Source organism: Collimonas sp. (genome assembly GCF_035566375.1).
GTDB lineage: Bacteria > Pseudomonadota > Gammaproteobacteria > Burkholderiales > Burkholderiaceae_D > Collimonas.
On record NZ_DATMRK010000084.1, the window covers coordinates 145,938 to 164,255 of the forward strand.

The 18,318-nt window shown below is 56.1% G+C and carries 20 protein-coding genes; 4 read left to right on the forward strand and 16 right to left on the reverse strand.

Going from position 1 to position 18,318, the window contains the following annotated elements; genetic code table 11:
- Positions 1-257 precede the first annotated feature (257 nt).
- The 4 genes from VNZ60_RS25010 to VNZ60_RS25025 all read right to left on the reverse strand — a co-directional run bounded on the left by VNZ60_RS25010 (position 258) and on the right by VNZ60_RS25025 (position 7,338).
- On the reverse strand, positions 258-1,748 hold the full coding sequence (locus VNZ60_RS25010; protein WP_325664080.1) for an aldehyde dehydrogenase family protein: 1,491 nt from the start codon (positions 1,746-1,748) through the stop codon (positions 258-260).
- 17 nt (positions 1,749-1,765) lie between these two features.
- Positions 1,766-2,971 (reverse strand): saccharopine dehydrogenase family protein, encoded by a 1,206-nt coding sequence (locus tag VNZ60_RS25015; RefSeq protein ID WP_325664082.1) that lies wholly within the window; start codon positions 2,969-2,971, stop codon positions 1,766-1,768.
- A 492-nt stretch (positions 2,972-3,463) separates the two neighbouring features.
- The gene (locus VNZ60_RS25020; RefSeq protein WP_325664084.1) at positions 3,464-5,293 is read right to left on the reverse strand and encodes an alkaline phosphatase family protein; all 1,830 of its coding nucleotides are present in this window, start codon (positions 5,291-5,293) and stop codon (positions 3,464-3,466) included.
- 167 nt (positions 5,294-5,460) lie between these two features.
- A complete protein-coding gene (locus VNZ60_RS25025; RefSeq protein WP_325664086.1) occupies positions 5,461-7,338 on the reverse strand; it encodes a phospholipase C in 1,878 nt (625 codons plus the stop codon).
- 339 nt (positions 7,339-7,677) lie between these two features.
- Between VNZ60_RS25025 and VNZ60_RS25030 the strand changes: the two genes are divergently transcribed.
- The 3 genes from VNZ60_RS25030 (at position 7,678) to VNZ60_RS25040 (ending at position 10,622) form a co-directional block, all read left to right on the forward strand.
- On the forward strand, positions 7,678-9,147 hold the full coding sequence (locus tag VNZ60_RS25030; protein ID WP_325664088.1) for a cytochrome-c peroxidase: 1,470 nt from the start codon (positions 7,678-7,680) through the stop codon (positions 9,145-9,147).
- A 225-nt stretch (positions 9,148-9,372) separates the two neighbouring features.
- Complete coding sequence (locus VNZ60_RS25035) at positions 9,373-10,242, forward strand: AraC family transcriptional regulator (RefSeq protein WP_325664090.1); 870 nt, start codon at positions 9,373-9,375, stop codon at positions 10,240-10,242.
- A gap of 20 nt (positions 10,243-10,262) precedes the next feature.
- Positions 10,263-10,622 carry a nuclear transport factor 2 family protein gene (locus VNZ60_RS25040; protein WP_325664091.1) on the forward strand — a complete coding sequence of 120 codons (360 nt, stop codon included), beginning with the start codon at positions 10,263-10,265 and terminating at the stop codon, positions 10,620-10,622.
- 64 nt (positions 10,623-10,686) lie between these two features.
- Here VNZ60_RS25040 and VNZ60_RS25045 read toward each other — a convergent pair whose 3' ends face one another.
- The 8 genes from VNZ60_RS25045 to VNZ60_RS25080 all read right to left on the reverse strand — a co-directional run bounded on the left by VNZ60_RS25045 (position 10,687) and on the right by VNZ60_RS25080 (position 15,795).
- Entirely contained in the window at positions 10,687-11,259 is a 573-nt protein-coding gene (locus VNZ60_RS25045) for a nucleotidyltransferase family protein (RefSeq protein ID WP_325664093.1), read from the reverse strand.
- Positions 11,260-11,408: 149 nt separating this feature from the next.
- Complete coding sequence (locus tag VNZ60_RS25050; RefSeq protein WP_325664095.1) at positions 11,409-12,056, reverse strand: dihydrofolate reductase family protein; 648 nt, start codon at positions 12,054-12,056, stop codon at positions 11,409-11,411.
- Positions 12,057-12,119: 63 nt separating this feature from the next.
- Positions 12,120-12,869 (reverse strand): MBL fold metallo-hydrolase, encoded by a 750-nt coding sequence (locus tag VNZ60_RS25055; RefSeq protein WP_325664097.1) that lies wholly within the window; start codon positions 12,867-12,869, stop codon positions 12,120-12,122.
- Positions 12,870-13,012: 143 nt separating this feature from the next.
- A complete protein-coding gene (locus VNZ60_RS25060; RefSeq protein ID WP_325664099.1) occupies positions 13,013-13,468 on the reverse strand; it encodes a cupin domain-containing protein in 456 nt (151 codons plus the stop codon).
- 265 nt (positions 13,469-13,733) lie between these two features.
- A complete protein-coding gene (locus VNZ60_RS25065; protein WP_325664101.1) occupies positions 13,734-14,072 on the reverse strand; it encodes a hypothetical protein in 339 nt (112 codons plus the stop codon).
- A gap of 499 nt (positions 14,073-14,571) precedes the next feature.
- Positions 14,572-14,916, reverse strand: a complete 345-nt coding sequence (locus tag VNZ60_RS25070; RefSeq protein ID WP_325664103.1) for a hypothetical protein — start codon at positions 14,914-14,916, stop codon at positions 14,572-14,574.
- 151 nt (positions 14,917-15,067) lie between these two features.
- Positions 15,068-15,406, reverse strand: coding sequence for a hypothetical protein (locus VNZ60_RS25075; protein WP_325664105.1), 339 nt, complete (start codon positions 15,404-15,406; stop codon positions 15,068-15,070).
- A gap of 62 nt (positions 15,407-15,468) precedes the next feature.
- Positions 15,469-15,795 carry a hypothetical protein gene (locus VNZ60_RS25080; protein WP_325664107.1) on the reverse strand — a complete coding sequence of 109 codons (327 nt, stop codon included), beginning with the start codon at positions 15,793-15,795 and terminating at the stop codon, positions 15,469-15,471.
- Positions 15,796-15,973: 178 nt separating this feature from the next.
- On the opposite strand from VNZ60_RS25080, the gene VNZ60_RS25085 reads away from it, so the two are divergent.
- The gene (locus VNZ60_RS25085; RefSeq protein ID WP_325664109.1) at positions 15,974-16,438 is read left to right on the forward strand and encodes an RDD family protein; all 465 of its coding nucleotides are present in this window, start codon (positions 15,974-15,976) and stop codon (positions 16,436-16,438) included.
- Between the two features lie 15 nt (positions 16,439-16,453).
- On the opposite strand, the gene VNZ60_RS25090 is transcribed toward VNZ60_RS25085, so the two are convergent.
- The 4 genes from VNZ60_RS25090 to VNZ60_RS25105 form a co-directional block, all read right to left on the reverse strand.
- Positions 16,454-17,077: a LysE family transporter gene (locus VNZ60_RS25090; protein WP_325664111.1), complete on the reverse strand. Its 624-nt coding sequence runs from the start codon at positions 17,075-17,077 to the stop codon at positions 16,454-16,456.
- A gap of 74 nt (positions 17,078-17,151) precedes the next feature.
- Positions 17,152-17,364 carry a hypothetical protein gene (locus tag VNZ60_RS25095; protein WP_325664113.1) on the reverse strand — a complete coding sequence of 71 codons (213 nt, stop codon included), beginning with the start codon at positions 17,362-17,364 and terminating at the stop codon, positions 17,152-17,154.
- Positions 17,365-17,614: 250 nt separating this feature from the next.
- The gene (locus VNZ60_RS25100; protein WP_325664115.1) at positions 17,615-17,812 is read right to left on the reverse strand and encodes a hypothetical protein; all 198 of its coding nucleotides are present in this window, start codon (positions 17,810-17,812) and stop codon (positions 17,615-17,617) included.
- Positions 17,813-17,988: 176 nt separating this feature from the next.
- Positions 17,989-18,297 (reverse strand): hypothetical protein, encoded by a 309-nt coding sequence (locus tag VNZ60_RS25105; RefSeq protein WP_325664117.1) that lies wholly within the window; start codon positions 18,295-18,297, stop codon positions 17,989-17,991.
- Positions 18,298-18,318 lie beyond the last annotated feature (21 nt).

Sequence of the window (18,318 nt, forward strand, 5' to 3'; positions counted from 1 at the left end):
TGATGTGTACCGCTGTGGTCGAAAGTAAGTATTTGGGTAAGCCATTTTCATTGTCTCCAATCTGATCATGGGCGTGCCCTGGCCGGTTATTCCGACAAGACACTTTTTAGTTTTGTCATACGTTGATGCTTACCGGAATCACTATAACCGAGTAATTGTTCGGTTTTCAAGCGATATTTGACATATTTGTGACTTTAGATAAAAAGTCCCGGAGGCAGGGGCACGGTATTACCGGCAGGCCGCTGCTGCCGGCCCGCTCAATCCGGATTTCCGGTCGACTGGTACCAATTCCAGTCCTGGCTATGGTCGAAGCTGGTGATCTGCTTCACCTCCAGAAAGGCTTCATAGCCATTGCGCCCCAGTTCACGACCGATGCCCGAAGCCTTGTAGCCGCCCCACGGCAGCTGGGTGAAGGTCGGTTGCGAACAATTAACCCAGACCACACCCGCACGCAGCGCCCTGGCCACCCGATCGCAGCGCGCCAAATCATCCGACATCACTGCGCCCGCCAGGCCGAAGCGGCTGTCGTTGGCCAGTGCAATCGCCTCCTGTTCCGTGTCAAAGGCATGGATGCAAAGGACCGGTCCGAACACTTCCTCGCGCCAGATCCAGCTGTCGAGCGGCACATCGGTGAAGATGGTGGGTTCGACAAAATAGCCGCGCGCGAGGTGTGGCGGCCGTCCGCCACCAGTGACCAGGCGGGCGCCGCTGGCGAGGCCGCGCTCGATGCCTTCCATGACCCGGCGGTGCTGCAAGGCCGAGACTATCGGCCCCATCTGGACGCCATCCTGATCACCCGGTCCGATCACGATCCGCTCCGCCGCCGCCTTCAAGCGCGCCAGCAGGGTGTCATGGACCGACCGCTCGACCAGCAGGCGCGAGGTCGCCGAGCAGATCTGCCCCTGGTTCCAGAAGACGCCGAACTGGATCCATTCGACCGCTTTGTCCAGGTCGCAATCGGCGAACACGATGAAGGGGGATTTCCCGCCCAACTCCAGGCTGACGGAACGGATGTCGCGGGCCGCCGCCTGCATCACCTGCGAGCCGGTGGCCTGGGAACCGGTGAAGGCGAGCTTGTCGACGCCGGGATGCGCACTCAGAGGTGCACCGGTCTGCTGGCCAAGGCCCGTCACCAGGTTGAAGACCCCGGGCGGCAGGCCGGCCTGATGAAAGTAGCGCGCCAGTTCACCACAACTGAGCGAACAGAATTCGGACGGCTTGAGCACGATGCTGCAACCTGCCGCCAGCGCCGGCGCCACCTTCCATACCGCCATCAGCAAGGGAAAGTTCCATGGCGTGATGGCGCCCACCACGCCGAGCGGCTCCTTGCGCACCCGGCAGGTGAAGCGCGAGTCGCCGACATCGACTGCCGCCTCGCCCTCCGCCTCGACCTGCTCGGCCATGTCGGCGTAGTAGTCGAAGCAGAAGGCCGCATCGCCGATGTCCCAGCGCGCCTCCTTCAGCGGCTTGCCGTTGTCGCGTACCTCCAGCAGCGCGAGCTGCTCGAGATTGGCGCGGATCTCGGCCGCCACACGGCGCAAGACGGCCGCGCGGCTGGCGGCCGGCATCCGTGGCCACGGGCCTTGATCGAAGGCGCGACGCGCGGCCAGCACGGCGGCCTCCACATCGGCATCGGTACCCGCCGCGATCTCGGCGAAGCGTTCCTCGCTGGCCGGGTCGACCACCTCCAGGAAGCCGCCGCACGCCGGCGCAACAAAGGCGCCGTCGATATAGAGCAAGTTGCGCATGGTTTCCCCCTGCCCGATCAAGCCATGTCCAGCGTCAGGGTGATGGCGAATTTGCGCTTCTCGGCTTCCCTGAAATAGGACTGCACATCGAAATACGCCTCCGGCGCGTACACGCCGGGCCGGCGCGTCTCGCTCAGGATCAGCTGGACCGCGATGGAGGCGTTCATCGAGGTAGCCGCGTCCACATAACCGTCGTACATAGGATTGGGGCGGACCAACACTTCGCAGCGCGCGCTGGCAGCTTTGCCGCCGATCCGGCCGCGGCCGATGGCGAAGTGGATCTCATGGCTCTGCTGCTGCGGGATCTGGTCCTGCTTCTCGGCGATGTTGCGGTGGATGACGGCATTGAGCACATCCAACGGACGCACCGGCACGCCATTGACTTCCACCGGCCGGTCGAAATCACCGAAGCCGGCCTTGACCAGGCCGACCCAGGCCTCGTGCTCGCGATGCGGAAGGTGCAGCTTCCAGGTGAACTCCTTGATGCCCTTCTGGCGGATGCCATCGGCCAACGGCACGGTCAGCTGCTCGGAATGCACTGAGTACATGAACTCGCAGCGCCCCCAAGGCTGCGGCAGGTCGATCGTCTCGACGCCGGTCAGGGGCTGGCATTCCACATGACGGCCATCGAGGAACTGGATGCAGGGATGCGCATATTCGGCCAGCACGGTCGACACACTGTAAGGCGGCACCAGGACCGGATTTTCCGGACCGGTCAGGGTGGCGGCCCAATAGAGGTTGATGCTGTCGACCTCGTCGAACTGGTCCGCCACCGCGCGGCAGATCACGTTCGACATGCCGGGATCGGCGCCCACTCCCAGCACCGCCACCACACCAGCCTGGCGGAAACGCTCTTGCCATTCCAGCTGCTTGACGGTGTAGGTACCCAGCCCACCGAGGTCCACATAGTCGACACCTGCAGCCAGAGCGGCGGCGAAGATCTCCATCTGGTGCCCGGCCAAGGTGGGAACGGCGTTGATGCAAATGTCAGCACCGGCGAGCGAGCGTGCCAGCGCCGCGGGATCGGCCACATCCAGGTCATGCAGGGTGAGGCGGGAATCGTCGAGCTGCTCGCGCAGCGCCACCATCCTTGCGCGATGGCTATCGAACAGCCGCACTTCGGCGATATCGATGATTGCCCGGTCTGACAGCAGGTCGCGGATGATGCCCTGCCCCATCATGCCTGCGCCGCCAAGGATGGCGATGGTTGCCTTCTTTTTCATGGTACTGCTCCTTTTCGTTTAGTTATTGCCCCGCCGGCCAGGTTGACCGGAGGGCTAAATCTGGGCGCCACTCTGGGGCAGGCGCAAACAGGGAAACGCAGCAGCATTTCATGCTTGGGCGCCAACCCGTAAAAACACTAAAACCGACTATTTGCTCGGTTTCGGCAAAATATTACCGGAAAAATGCCGCGCGATGCGGAAAATAATAGAAATCGATGACTATTTATTCGTTGAGTTGACACTGGACCTGGCCCTGACCTGCCACAGCACGTAGCGCGGTGTCGTGGAATTGCTGGGCGTGTCCATCAGCGAGGGTAGCGTCCGCAACGTCCATGAAGCGGCGGCCCGCCGCGCCACCTGAGGCGTTCATCTTTGATGGGCTGCTGGGGAAATATGTAAGCGGCTCAAAGAAGCCTGCTGAGACTGTTTTAAGAAAAAAAAAGCACTTCCGCTTATCGGAAGTGCTTTTTTCCCTACTGCCAAGAGAAACGCTTACTGACTAACTACGAAGGTAGCCGGTCCAGCCAGCTTGACATAACCGCCATTGTATAAATACCAGGCCGTATAAGTGCCGGGCGCCAGCGATGCCGTGCTGAACGAAGTCACGCCGCCTTCGGCCGCTACGTATTGCCAAAGCGCGGAACTGTTGGTGCCCGGGCTGGCGCCGGCAGCGTAGATGCCGACCCAGTTGGACGAATTGGTGTTGGCCGGCGTGGTGCTGAAATTGAAGGCGATGTTTTCTCCCTGCTTCACATTGGGCATGGCGACGCTAAACGAAGAGGCCGCGGCTTTTGCGTTCGGCGTGAAAGCGTCGTTGATGGGCTGAGCGTAGGTATCGTTGGCGGTCAGTGGCCCTATTCCGAGCGCGTTTTCAATGGTGCGGCCGACGCTGTAATGGTTGTAGCTTGCAGTACTGAGGGCGCCGCTTCCGACCAGCCCTTGCGAACCGTAGACGATGCCGCCGATGTGGTTGGCGACGCTACCGGAAGATTCATCCCAGGTCAGTATCAGCAACGAGCGCTCATTGATCCATGCCGGCGACGCGAATATCGGCTGCAAGGTTTGCTTCAGCCATCCGTCCTGCACCTGCAGACTGTTGGCAGAGCCGTTGCCCGATGCTTCGCCGTCGGCGTTGTCGTCGGCAGCTATCCACGAAAAATTCGGTGTGGTCGATGCCGACTGCAAGTCAGTGGTGAGCTGCGTGGTGTCGAACAGATGGGCGGCGCAACGCGTCGGGTTGCCCGAGATGTTGGTGTAGTTGATGAACGGCGCGTCATCCGGCTGGTAATAGCTGTCGAAATTGTTCTTGGTGTTGCACGGGGTTCCCATGCCTTGTTCGTAGGCTTTCCAGGTTTTGCCGACCGCTTCCAGGCGGTCGCCGATGTGGCTGGCGCTGACCTTGATGTTCGGGAAGTAGATTGCTCCGGTTACGAAGGTGTCGCCGCCCGAGACCGCCAGGTAGTTCTCATCGCTGGGATGGTAGACGCCACTATAGTTGGTCATCAGGGTACCGCTTTGCGCCAGCGAGTTGATGAATGGCGCATTGGCGGTATCGCCGATTACTTGCGAATAGTCGGTGTTTTCCATCATCACGAAGAACACATGATCGAAGGCCGGCACCGTGGATGCCGGCGCTACCAAGGCAGGCGCAGGCACGGGAGTCGACAAGGTGAGCGACAGATTGTCGGCGTAGCCGACGTTGTAGGAACCCGAGGTATTGATGAACTGCAGCTGCACCGCAATCGAGCGCGTGCCGGCCGGCACCGTGCCGTTGTTCGACTTGACGATGAATGCATTGGCATTGCCGCGCGCGCTGGCCGTGACGCCTGACAGTTCGCCCGGATTGCCCAGTACCTGGCCCGCAGCGCCGAGGAAAGTAGCCGTGACGACGGCTTGCCCCGCATTCCCGGCATAGCCGCCCAGCCAGCCGGACAAGGAGTAAGTCACCGTACCGGTATCGATCGCGCTGCCGGCGGCAGACACGTTGATGGTTTGCATCAAGGCGGAGTCGCCATACGGGCCGTCGGCGATGAAGGCATTGCCGGCTGCCGGTGAGGACGGCGTAGTGAAACTTGCGACGGAATAGCACACCAGCGTCGGACTACCCAGCAATACCTGCCAGCCCGGCACGGTTTTAACAGCTTTCCAGTCGGTCGCGCAGAGGCCGGTTTCGCCGCCGCCGTTGACGATAAGATTGCCACTGCCGGTGGCGTGGACGGCGCCTGCGCAAGCAAGCAGCGCTACACCGGCCACACAGGCCAACGCCGGTTTCAGAATGCGTGCGGCAAACTGCGTCGAAAAATCATTTTTCTTTAAACTCATCATATTCTCCAGTCGATGATTAGCTTTGCGTGCGCAGCAGAAAAAAACCTGTCCCTTGCCGCTATAGCAGGCACGGGACAGGTGATCTACGGTCAGGCTCCGCACGCCAGCTTGATCGATCGCTCTCATAGTGCAGATCGATCAAGATAGTTGGCGGTATTTCGTTATTAAGTTTTTGATGCAGCTGCAACTAGCGCTTTTTTGCAGGTCGGGCAAGCAATCGGCTGGCCGGTCGACGGATCGAGGATCAGCAGCGATGTGCTCGGTGCGTCGCTCAGGTTCAGCATATTGTTCAGGGTGCCGGCAATAGCGTCGTAGGAGCCGGCGATGCGCTGGCCGGACAGCCAGTTGTCTTCGATGAAGCGCAGGATCGAGGTCTGGTCGGTCAGCGTGTGGTCGACATAGTTGGTTTTCGCATACGGCGAGATCACCAGCAGCGGCAAGCGTGGACCGTAGCCGCAGCGGCCTTGGGCGCCGCTCTTGCCGGAAACGCCGGACAACACGGTCGGCATGCCTTGCAGCGAACCCGGGCCATTGGTTTTGCATACGCCCGGGCCGTTCAGCATGTCCGCCACGCCTGGCGCGGTCAGGCCGTTGCTGCTGAAAGCGGCGGCGGCCGTGGTGTTGGACGACGGATTCAGGATAGGGCTGGCCTGGTGGTCGTAAAAGCCGTCCGAATCGTCATAGGCAATCACCACCAGCGTGTTGCTCCAGCCTGGTTGCTGCTGCAGGAAGTTGATTACCTTGGTGACGAAGGCTTGCTCATCGATCGGGTCGGAGTAGCCGGCGTGGCCATCCTGGTAAGCCGGCGCTTTCAGGAAGCTGACTGCAGGATAATTGCCAGCCGATACCGCATCGAAAAAGTCGTGGATGTCGTATTGGTGATTGGCCGGATCCGGCGTTTTGCCATCTGCCTGCAAGGTTTTGCCGATAGCCGATACCGAGCTCGGACGCGCATGCTTCAGGTTCTGAGTGCTCGCATAGTATTGGAACGGCTGGTGATGCGGGATGTAATCCTTCTTGGTGACACCGGTAATTGCCGATGTACTGGTGCGATTGCAGCCGGTCGAGCCGTCGGCATTGGTCACGGTCAAATCAAATCCGCCCTCGAAGAAGCCCCAGCTGACATTTGCTGCGTTGAGCAGATCGCCGACATTCTTGCCGCTCAGCTGCGCCGCATCGCGTGTCATGCAAGCGTCGTTCAAAGGCTGAGCGTCGCCGGCCAGGTTGATACCGCCCATACTGTCGCCGGACAGCTCGCCGTAATAGCCGTCGCCGGCCGCATAGTTGCCAGCCTGGCTGGCCGACAGGTTGGTAGCGATGACGCCGTTGGTCTGGCCGGAAATCAGGTTGATCGCTCCCGGCGCCGACGGGCCGAAAGTGGTGCCGAACGAATTGTCGTTGAGCGCATAATGCTGCGCATAATTCCACAGCGCCGTCACGGTATTGCCGTCGAAGTAACCCATGGTCAGGCCATTGGTGTTGAGCGGCGGCGTCAGCACTTGCGGCGGCGCCGAGTTGCCGGCGCCCAGCGATGCCGGGAACAGATCCATGGCGCCGCCGTTGAAGCCCATTTGCTCGACCTGGTAATCATGATCCTGGTCGGCGATAACGACCTGCGAACGGTCAAGACGGAAAGGATTGATCGCGTTGACGCCGTTGCCGGCGTTTAGCGTCGTCGGGTTGGCTGTCAGCAGGCTAGGCACTCTAAGTGCCGCGAATTTCTGGGTGACATCCAACGGCGTTTGCAGATTATTGACCACCGGCGTATTGGCTGCGGCCGTGAATGCCGGCTCGCCGGCCGGATTGGCGGCATTTGGATAGGTGCCGAAATAGTGATCGAATGAGACGTTTTCCTGGAAGATGACAACCACGTGCTGGATCGGCGTGGCGGCTTGCGCTGCCGCCGTCGAGCCGTTGTTGAGAGCTGACGACGAGCTGCCGGAGCTGCCGGAGTTGCAGCCGCCCAGCAGGCCGGCTGTGATGGCCAGCGCAAGCGCCGGCTTCGCGAAACGATGCTTCGCAGATCTGGAATACAGTTTCATTGATGCTCCTGTTGTAGTTTTTAGTGATGAATGCGCTTGCGCTCGACTGGCAGCTTGCCGGATACCGTCCGGCAGTCGAGAAATGACACAGAGATAGTTCCCAAGAGAAACATTCGGAGCTGGATTGTAGGGTCGGCTTGTTACCGCATCATGACCTGCCGGCCTCCTCACCTGACGCATCGACTCTAATTACAAAGCCCTCAATTTCATCAAGTTGAAATATTTCAGCGCTACTGTGTCGGGTTATTGTTTTCATCCAGATGCGCAACCACGTTCGCAGGCGTTATCAGCGCAATGCATCGCAACGAAAACTTCACCGTCGCACGTCCTTGAGCCTCTATGAAAATCCGGTTTCAGCCGCACCCTGCTCGCGCTGTCCCAGCTTCGCCGCATACAGCGATCCTGCTGCTCGCAACGCTGATGTTTCTCTTGAGCGCTTGTAACCGTCAAGACAAGGCAGGTACTGGTATTGCGCCAGCTGCGGTTGCACCAACAGTTGCGCCAGCAGCTGCACCTGTAACGCCGCTGCCGGCAACCACTGCCCAGGCAGCGCTGGCGCGCCTGAATGCGCCGGTGGCGCCCTTAAGCGCCGTGGCCGAGATCGGAAAAAAGATCTTTTACGATAAATCCCTGTCTGCGTCCGGCAAGCTCTCCTGCGCATCCTGCCATAACCCGGATAACGCCCACGCGCCGGCCAACGGCCTCGCAGTACAGCTCGGCGGCATGCATCTGCAAGCCCAAGGAGGCCGCGCTGTGCCGTCGCTGCGCTATCACGAACACGCGCCGGCATTTTCTATCGGCCCGGACAGCAAACCTGATGAAGACGATAAAGGCGCCCTCCTGCAAGTGGCAGCGGCCAAGGTCAGCCCTGCGGCGCCAGCGGTAGCCAAGGCGACGCTGCAGCCGGCCGCAGCAGTGCAGGAAGTGGTGCCGCAAGGCGGCTTCGACTGGGACGGACGGGCAAGCAACCTGACAGACCAGGCTGGCGGTCCTTTGCTAGCCGCGAATGAAATGGCCAACAAGAGCGCGGCGCAACTGCTGGCGAAACTCAAGGCTGCGCCCTATGCCAGCGACATGCTGCAATTGTTTGGTCCCGCCGTATTCACCTCGTCCAATCTGGCGCTGGGCGAAGCTTATTACGCGCTGGCGCTGTACCAGAAAGAGGATCGCAGCTTCCATCCTTACGACAGCAAATACGACTACTACCTGGCAGAGAAAGTGCAGCTGAGCGAGCAGGAAATGCGTGGGCTCAAGCTATTCAAGGATACTAAAAAGGGTAACTGCGCGACCTGCCATAGCGAAAAACCATCGCACAACGGCCGCTTCCCGCCGGTGTTTACCGATTATCAGTTTGAAGCGCTGGCGGCGCCGCGCAACCAGGCCATCCTGGCCAACCGCGATCCCAGGTATGTTGACCTGGGCATGTGCGGCCCGTGGCGCAAGGATATGGCCGAACAGTTGAACTACTGCGGCTACTTCAAGACACCGACCTTGCGCAATGTCGCCACCCGCCAGGTGTATTTTCACAATGGGGTGTTTCATTCGCTGGAAGAGGTCGTGCGTTTTTACGTCGAGCGCGAAACCCAGCCGGAAAAATGGTACTCGCGCGACCAGCATGGCAAGCTGAAAAAGTACGACGATTTGCCTGCGGCGTATCACGCCAATGTGGACGTGACCGACGCGCCGTTTGATAGCAAGCCGGGGGCGCCGCCTGCGCTGACGGATGATGAGATCAAGGACGTTGTTGCGTTCCTGAAGACGCTGAATGATGGTTATCGGCCAGAGAAAAAGCAAATCCCGGGAAAATGACGAAATGCTCCAATCGCAAGATTGAGGTCCGAATTACTTGCATTTTCGTCCACACATTTCTCAGTGATGTTCAGCCCGTCAACTTCAGAGAAACGCCGGCAATGCGCTTCAACAAGACTTCCTATCGGCCGTCATGCTGATCAATGCTGATCAAAATCGAGCACAAAATATCAAAACCCCGGCTTTGAATTCTCTTATCATTCATCCATTCACTAAGGAGAACCGATGAATTATCTCGATCAAATTCAACGCGGCGTCGACTATATCGAAGCCAATCTTGAACAGTCGATTTCCATCAGTGCAGTGGCAAGCGGAGCCGGCCTGAGCCAATGGCATTTTCAACGTATCTTTAAAGGACTGACAGGCGATACCGTCAAGGACTACATCCGTTCGAGAAGACTCGGGAAAGCACTAGAGCAGTTATTGAACAGCGACAAAAAAATCATCGACATCGCAATGGAAGCGGATTTTGAAAGCCAGGAAAGCTTTACACGGGCGTTTAAATCCGCGTTTGATACTACCCCGGCCGAATATCGCAAAGCAGGAAAGAGACGGCCATTCCCGCAAAAGGTAAAGTTCGATCAAGACTATCTTGAACATATCAACCAGAGGATGAATACCGTCCCCGAAATTTATACGCAAAAGGAAATGCACCTTGTAGGGCTAAGGACAAGTTTCTTTGGTACCGATTCAGAGAAAAATAATATCGGCGAAAAACTTCCGCCTCTGTGGCAGCAATTCATTTCACGGCTGTCCGAAATCAAGAACAGGGTTGGCGGTACGTGTTACGGCGTCGTCAGGCAGATAACGGAGAACAGCGACGAACTGGAATATTTTTGTGCGATTGAAGTGACTGCGCTCACGGATATCCCGGACGGAATGCTGGCGATTGAAATCCCGGCATGCACCTATGCCAAATTTACGCACAACGGCGCCGTCAGCTTGATCGACAACAGCATCAACTATATTTATTCGACCTGGCTGCCGCGCAGCGGAAGAAGACACTCCGCTGCGGCCGATCTGGAGTTCTATGGCGCAAGCTATAACCCCAGCTCGAATGAATCGGTCATGCACTATGCCATTCCAATCAATTGATCACGACAGGAGAAGCAAACATGAATGCAGATCTTAAAAACACCTGGGAAAAATATACCTCCACCTGGAAAATGACAAGCAAGGCGGAAAGGCTGGCGACATTTTCCGAAGTACTCGCCGATAACGCCGTGTACACAGACCCGCTGGTGCAAGCGGCGTCATGGGACGAGCTCATCAATTACATGGAGAATTTGCATCAACAGATTCCCGGCGCCCATTTCGTCACGACCTATTTCATGTCGCACCATCAAAAAAGCATCGCTAACTGGGATATGAAAACGCAGGAGAACATAACTATCGGCACCGGGATCAGTTATGGCGAGTATGACGATCAGGGCAAGCTCGTCAGCATGAATGGGTTTTTTGAGAATAATTCTTGAACTTTAAATAGAGCTCTTTTCCACGCGGAGGCAGATTTCCGATCTGTCGGGGTGCCCGGGAAAATTAGTCAGGTTTACCAATTAGCTGGATCTTAGGCCCGTCCATGACGGAAACGAGGAAATGATTTCTCCCCTCCAGTTTCCTCCGGTATTCCATCGGACGATAGACAGTAAGCCCTATCTTTCGGCCTAACTTTTCTTCAGCCTCGACCAGTTTCGGATAAAGATCTGCGCTACCAATCTCATCGGCAAGCACAAACAAATCGATATCGCTGAACGCGGTGTCCTCATTTTTGGCAACCGAGCCGTAGATGAAGGCAGATTCGATACGGCTCTCAAACGGTAAAAGCATCTCCTTCAAGACCTGTTCCACGCCCTCGGTCTTGCGGATGATCGCGCTCAACTCCGGATAAATTGGAGAATTTGTGTTGGGTTTATAAAGGATGACTTTGCCAAGCTCTTGCCTGGTTAATAGTCCCGCCTCCGTCAGCTTTCCCAACTCGCGCTGAGCCGAAGCAGAGCCAAGTCCGGTATGGCTCATGAGCGCACGCAGGTGCACGCCATCTGGACGCGCGAATACATTGCTCAGAATGGCCCTGGTCGCCTTGGAGAAAAGTGCTTCGCTGATTTTACTCATGAGCCATATTTTGGCTCAATTGAGCCAAAATATGGCACGATTTATTTACTTGAGTAACGGACTCTTAGTTCGTGGCCCACTCGTCAGCAGAAATGCCGACAGGGGCATCTTCAAATTAAGCGAACCCTCTTTCACTTACATCCCGTACGTCATTGAGTCTTCGTCAGGACCACGTGGGCCGCATGCGGCGTGGGGACGTATTCAGTGCATTGATAGCCGAGTTTTGGCAAGTCGATGCCGGCAAGAAGGTGCTCTCCAGAGCCAAGAAGGACCGGAGCAATGGCAAGGTGCAGCTCATCGATGAGTCCCGCACGAAGGTATTGCCGGATCGTGGCGACTCCGCCGCCGAGCCGGATATCCCGGCCGTCGGCAGCGTCGCTGGCGCGCTGGAGTGCGGCATGGATATCATCGGTAACGAAGTGGAATATGGTGCCGCCATCCATCGTGATCGACGGCCGGGCGTGGTTGGTCAGCACGAAGACCTGAGTGTGGTACGGCGGATTGTTACCCCACCATCCCTTCCATGTATCGTCGGGCCAGGCGCCTCTGACAGGACCGAACATATTGCGCCCAATGATCCAGGCCCCAATGTTCTCGAACCCGCGCGCCGCAAAGCTGTCATCTACGCCAGTCGTGCCGCCACCTTTCCCAAACATCTGTTGGAAGGTCCGGGTGGCGAGGACCCATTCGTGCAACGCCATGCCGCCGACGCCGAGCGGATTGTCGAGACTCTGGCTGGGGCCGGCGCCGTAGCCGTCAATAGATATGGAGAAAGCGTGAACACGGAGTCTGGACATGATTGGTGATCCTTTCAATTGGCGCCGATGGCCGGCACATAGTTATATTGCTTAGGAAGGCTTCTAACCCTGCGGGCTTACGGTCATATGCCGGCAATACTTTTCAAGATCCTCTGGCAGACCGGTCGGACAAACGCCGCATTGCTTATTTCCTGGCACGGCGTAATCGATGAACTTCGGATAGGGCAGCTTCAGATTTGCCATGATCTGTTTGAATTCCTCCAGAGTGCGCTCCGCCCCAAGCCGAGGGTTACGCTTCTTTTCCTGCGCTATCGAGGAAACGCGCCGGCCCTGATAGTCGTGCGCCGGGTATACCAGGACGTCATCCGGCAAAGTAAACAGCTTCTCTCTTACGCTTTTGTATAAAGCTTCTGCATCGCCATTCTGGAAATCCGTCCGGCCGCAACCCTCGATAAGGAGGGCGTCGCCGGTAAATACCCTGTCCCCGAGCAGATAGGCGAAATGGCCGTCGGTATGGCCAGGTGTGTACAAGGGAGCCAGCGAAATACTGCCAACCTGAAATGGCTTGCCTTCTTCGATGCCGAAGTCGGTGCACGGCAGCCGATCACAGGCCGGTGCGGCAATTTTGCTTCCCACCGCTGTCTTCAGGTGCAGCGCTGCGGTAATGTGGTCTGCATGAACGTGGGTGTCGAGACTATAGGCAAGAGTAAGGCCAAGCCGATTAAGCTCTGCCAGGTCACGCTCCATCGCATTAACCACCGGGTCGATCAACACCGCCTGGCCGGTTTCCTCGCAGCCAAGGAGATAGGTGTAAGTGCTGGACAAAGGCTCAAACAATTGGCGAATAATCATGAAACCTCCCTGACACATATTGGCGTGGTTCGAGGGGATAAGCGGAGCATTCTATTTTCTGGATGCTGGTTCATGCCCCAATGACAAGGCGCAACCTGGTGCCACAGCGCCCGTGCCACAGAGGAAGGATCACAGCCCCTGCGCTATTTTTTGGCTTGTGGATCGTCTGCCGGATTCAGATAGTTGATGTCGAACGGACCGTCGCCGCTAACCTGTATGAGCGTTGCGGTTTTCGTGTAGGCATAATGGTGGACTTTGCCCGGCAGGTGATGGAATCCGCCGCTCGTCAGTACATGCGCCGATTTCTTGTCCAAGGTGTCGCTCATCCCCAGGTATAGGGCGCCCGACAGTACGGTCAAATTCTCGTCTTTCGTATGAAAGTGCGGAGGCAGGACATAGCCCGCAGGGAGCTTGGCGCGAAACGAAAATGCGCCTTCTTTGGACGGGTCGCCATACAACACCGCAAGCTTCGCCCCCTTCGGGACTGACGGTGGCGCCGTTCCCCATTTCAAGTCTTGCGGGTTCAGAAACGTCGTGTCCTCGGCAAACGTTGTCATTGCCACCAGGAACAACGCTGGAAACAGAAATACATGCTTCATCGCAATCACCCCGCTGTCTTGTCAGTGCTAACTCCTGGCCGGGCTTGCCACCTGCGGAAGTACCTTTGCTGGCGCCACCCATTGCTATTACTTGTCAGTTGAAGTCGATGCAACCCATCAATCTGGCGTTGTTTCATAATAGTCATCGCCCTGCGAGATAGCAATCTCATTAAACTCTTGAACTGCAATCAGCGGGAAATCGGCACATAGATGCGGACGAAAAAAAAGACAGGCAGAGCCTGTCTTTTTTTACTGAGCGACTTGATTACTTCGCTGCAGGAGCAGCTTCTTTCGCATCTTCCTTGGCTTCTGTAGCGGCAGCTTTCGCTTTGGTTTTGGCTTTTACAGCTTTATGGTGAGCCTTGGTTTTGGCTTCCATCGCGTCGTTTTTAGCGTCCGTTACTTTCGCATTTTCCTTGGCGTCGGTTTTCGACTCCTGTGCATTCGCCTTGGCGTCGGTTTTCGCTTCTTTCGCGTCGGCCTTTGCAGCCGGGGTGGTTACAGCGGCTGGCGCTGCTGCTGGTTTAGCCGGAGCTGCCGGTGCTTGAGCGAAAACAGAAGTTGCGAACAGGCCAGCGATCAGAGTAGCAAGTAATTTGTTCATGTGTGCACCTTAACGTTATCTTAAAAAGCTCAGGAGATTCCCGAGGGCTTGAGCTATAAACGACCGGCATCAGGGTAACGTTGACTGGTATTACACACTGTAACAACTCGATAGAAGGAATTTTAAAATCCGTGGTTCCAGGCGCGATTCGCTCTTTTCATTGCTGGAAATATGCGGCAACCACCCTTCCGGTAGTAGCGGTACAAATGTAAAAACGTTCTCATGTCGACACTCTTGTTAAAAGATTGCGATTCAATCGCATTGTTTATCACAACAAACCCTGCAAACCTGGATTCTCTACAAGCCATGTGACAAAAGGATGACAAACGCAAAGCAGCCGACACCATCCGTCTCTTGTTGCAGAAACACATCAATACGCGCCAGGCATCAGCGGCGTCATTGATCTGCAGGCATAAATGAATAACGGCGGATAGGGCAGCAACGATGCCCTATCCGCCGACATCACCGAGTTGGCGCTCGGTTGTCACTCAGTTGTCTATTACTTGCCGATTTGTTTGCTGACGCCATTTTCCTGTTGATTCAATACTGCCTGTTCAGACTTGGTGATGTGGCCGCCGTTTTGTCTGGCCATATCGCGTTCTTCCTGGCGGATAGCATGGTCTTCCTTGTGCAAGGTCTTGGCTTGCGCCTTGCTCATTTCGCCTTCTTTAACTTCGTTCTTGATACGCTTGTTCTGGTTATTCAGCCGGTTGTTGACTTGTTCACGGCGCGGATGATTCTTTTGCCATGTTGTGTCGGCCATTGCACTGCCGGCGGCACTGGCAAACACAGCGACCAATGCGGTGAGAACGACTGCTTTTCCTGAGCGATTAAGCTTGAACATGATGTATCCCCTTGAATGAATGTATCTGGTTTTGAACATTGAATTAACTGGTGCCGCCCTCGATTAACGCCAGCTCGCGTCGCCGCGCCTACAATACAAAATGTTTTTGTCGTAACCGGTTGTAACCGCACGATGCGCGCAGTTAACGCTGTTAATCATCGTGGCCACGGCGGTCGCCGCGATGTTCTCCACGATCATGATCACGATGTTCGTCATGCTCGTGGTGTTCACGGCGCGCTTCATTTTCTCGCCATTCGCGGGCTCGCCCATGACGTTCGCGCCATTCGCCTTCTCGTTCCGGCTCTATGTATACCGGGCGCGGCTCCACATATACCGGACGCGGTTGAACATAGACTGGCGCAGGCGCGACATACACACCCGGCACCCGGATATTGACGCCGACATCAACCTGCGCCATGGCAGGGACTGTCGCGCTCATAAGTGCAGCGCCTGCGATCAATCCTGCAGCTACGGCTAGAAATTTTTTCATTTTGATTCTCCTAAAACAAAAAGGCAGGACCAGCCTGCCTCTTTGAATCAACATCGAACTGCTTACTTAGGTGCGGCTTCTTTCGCATCCACTTTGGCTTCTGCGGCGGCTGCTTTGGTCTTGGCCTTTACAGCAACATGGTGAGCCTTCGCTTTGCTTGCTGTGGCATCGGCCTTGACATCCGCTACTTTTGCATCAGCTTTTGCGTCGGTTTTCAGTTCCTTTGCATTGGCTTTGGCGTCAGCCTTGCTTTCTTTTACATCGGCCTTTGCCGCTTGTGCGGTTACTGCGGCCGGAGCAGCGGCTGCAGGCGCTGCTGGCGCAGTAGCTTGAGCAAAAACTGAAGTTGCGAACAGACCAGCGATCAGAGTAGCGAGTAATTTATTCATTTGTGTACCTTTGCGTTATCTTGGTTATCTTGATTTCCTCAAGAGATTCCTGAGGCCTTGTGCTATCAACGCCTGCTGTGATGATGCTGTTGACCTCCCTTACAATCCATTACAATTGGACATACGCGTGATACATCTATCAAGAAGAGCGCCCACAGGACAAAGACAGGATATGAGAATGAATGAATCGACCGAATTCGAATATGTCGGATTCTGGCTAAGAGTCTGGGCCAGCTTGATTGACACTGTCTTGATGCTGATCGTGATTTTCCCGATATTGTTCGCCGTCTACGGACGTGAAGAATTGGCATCCGGCGTGACGCTAAGCGGGCCGGCTAATATTTTGATTTCGTATATATTGCCGGCGGCCGTCGTCATCGCATTTTGGTATGCAAGGCAAGCAACGCCGGGAAAGATGGCAATAGGAGCCCGCATCGTCGATGCAAAGACCGGAGCAGCACCAAGCTTGCAGCAGAATGCGATCCGCTATGTGGGCTACTTCGTCTCGACAATTCCTCTTTGCCTCGGGCTTATCTGGGTGGGAATCGATAAGCGCAAGCAGGGCTGGCATGACAAGCTCGCCGGGACCGTCGTGGTGCGACGGAAAAATGGCGGCACGGAGCCGGTCAGGTTTGAAGGCTGATACTGGCTTCGTGATCTACGACCTGGCCTCTCGTACTGAAGCCGCCAGCAAGCCGACACCCAAGGTCCCAACAGCGATTGAAGCAACACGATTGAAGCCACGACTCGCAAGTGAATACGCAAGCCGAACCCGATTCCGGGAAAACAGGTAAGCCAGCAGCGAATGCCTGCACAATGAATTGAGCACAATCATCGTCACCGCCGCCACCTGCAATAACGGCGCCGGCGCGACCGGGAATGAAGCAGCAAAGACACTGCCAAAGAACAGTGCGGATTTTGGATTGGTGATGTTTGTCAAAAAACCGAGGCGAAATGCAGCCCTACCGGACACATGCGACGCACCGCCATTCAAAGCCACACCACCCGATCGCCACAGACGACTGGCAACATACAAGAGATACAGACCACCTGCAATCTGAAGCACAAGATGCAGCCAAGGAAATGCCTTGAATATGGCATTGATCCCGAGCACTGCGCAAGTTGCCCAAATGGCCGCACCAGTCGTCACACCTAATGCCGCGAACGCCGCGCTGCGAGAACGATCACTTGCCGCCAATTGCGAAATGAGCAGAACATTGGCGCCAGGAGTCATCATTGCCGCAACATGAAGAAAAAAGACAGTAACGAGAGTGGAGAGCATGGGAATAGGATAAAAGATTGCGAGAAAAATCCGTTTGTTGTACTAACTCCTGCGGCGCCAGGGATACTACCAGCCTAGCCCATGCCCCGTCCGCCATCTTTAGCCGTCGCCATCTCAAACAAATCAAATGCATCGCCGTAGAGGAAGGATTTTTTTACTGGCTGGCCGTACTCGGAAGAGCTGCCGTAAGCGATGACTTTTTGTTCGCAGTCATGCTTTGTTCTAGCAATGATGGCGTCGCTCTTGTCACCTCTTAAATTCGCGGCAATCCAATAAGTCATCTTCATCTTTTCTCCCTGCGTCGATTCGAATTGTTGTCGTTACCACGGTCGTGTTGCACAGCCGTGGCTGGATCCAGATACGAAATCGGGACCGGGGCTTACAGTGACATATTTTGCGGATTTTGTCTTTCAAGTTCGTCACGGAAAAGGCCTGCGAAAGTGACGAAATGTTAGGGGAATTGAAAAAAAAAGAGGAAGCTTCCCGATCGAGAAGCCTCCTCATATCCTGACTTACTTAAAACGCTTACCTAAAACTTTAAGCTGGTTGTTGAGGGGTGTCGTCGCCCTCTTTGTTCTCTTCTTCTTTGTTTTCCAGACGTTCCGTTACCATTTCCACACCCTTGTAACCGGCAACCGCAGCGATGCCCTCGGTCAATATGGATGCATTCGGATCCAGTTTCTTCACGCCTTCAACCGCTACCACCGCACCAATTACTTCTTCCAGTATGCCCATGATCTACTCCTTGAAAAATATCCAACAAATGAATTTTCAGCCACGCAGAACAGCGCGATCGATCATAGCATGAGCGTTAGCCGCCATAGCCAGAGATTCTCCACGACCATCCCGCATTGAAACCTGAAAACAAAAGAGACAGGTTGCCCTGTCTCTCGTGATGCGCACTAACCTGATTACTTAGGCGCGGCTTCCTTGACGTCTGCCTTGGCCGCAGCCGGCTGGACTTCGGCCTTGGCTTTTGCTGCAGTGTGGTGGGCCTTCGCTTTCTTGCTCTTGGCCTTGGCTTTGGTAGTTGTTACCTTGGCGTCAGTCTTCGCTGCAGCCGTGGTCTCGGTTGTGCTTGCTTTCACATCCGCCTTTGCAGCAGGTGCCGTTGTTACGGCTGGAGTTGCCGGTGCAGCCGGTGCAGCAGGAGCTGCGGCTTGAGCGAAAACGGAAGTAGCGAACAGGCCAGCGATCAGGGTAACGAGTAATTTGTTCATTTTTGCACCTTTAAATTGTCT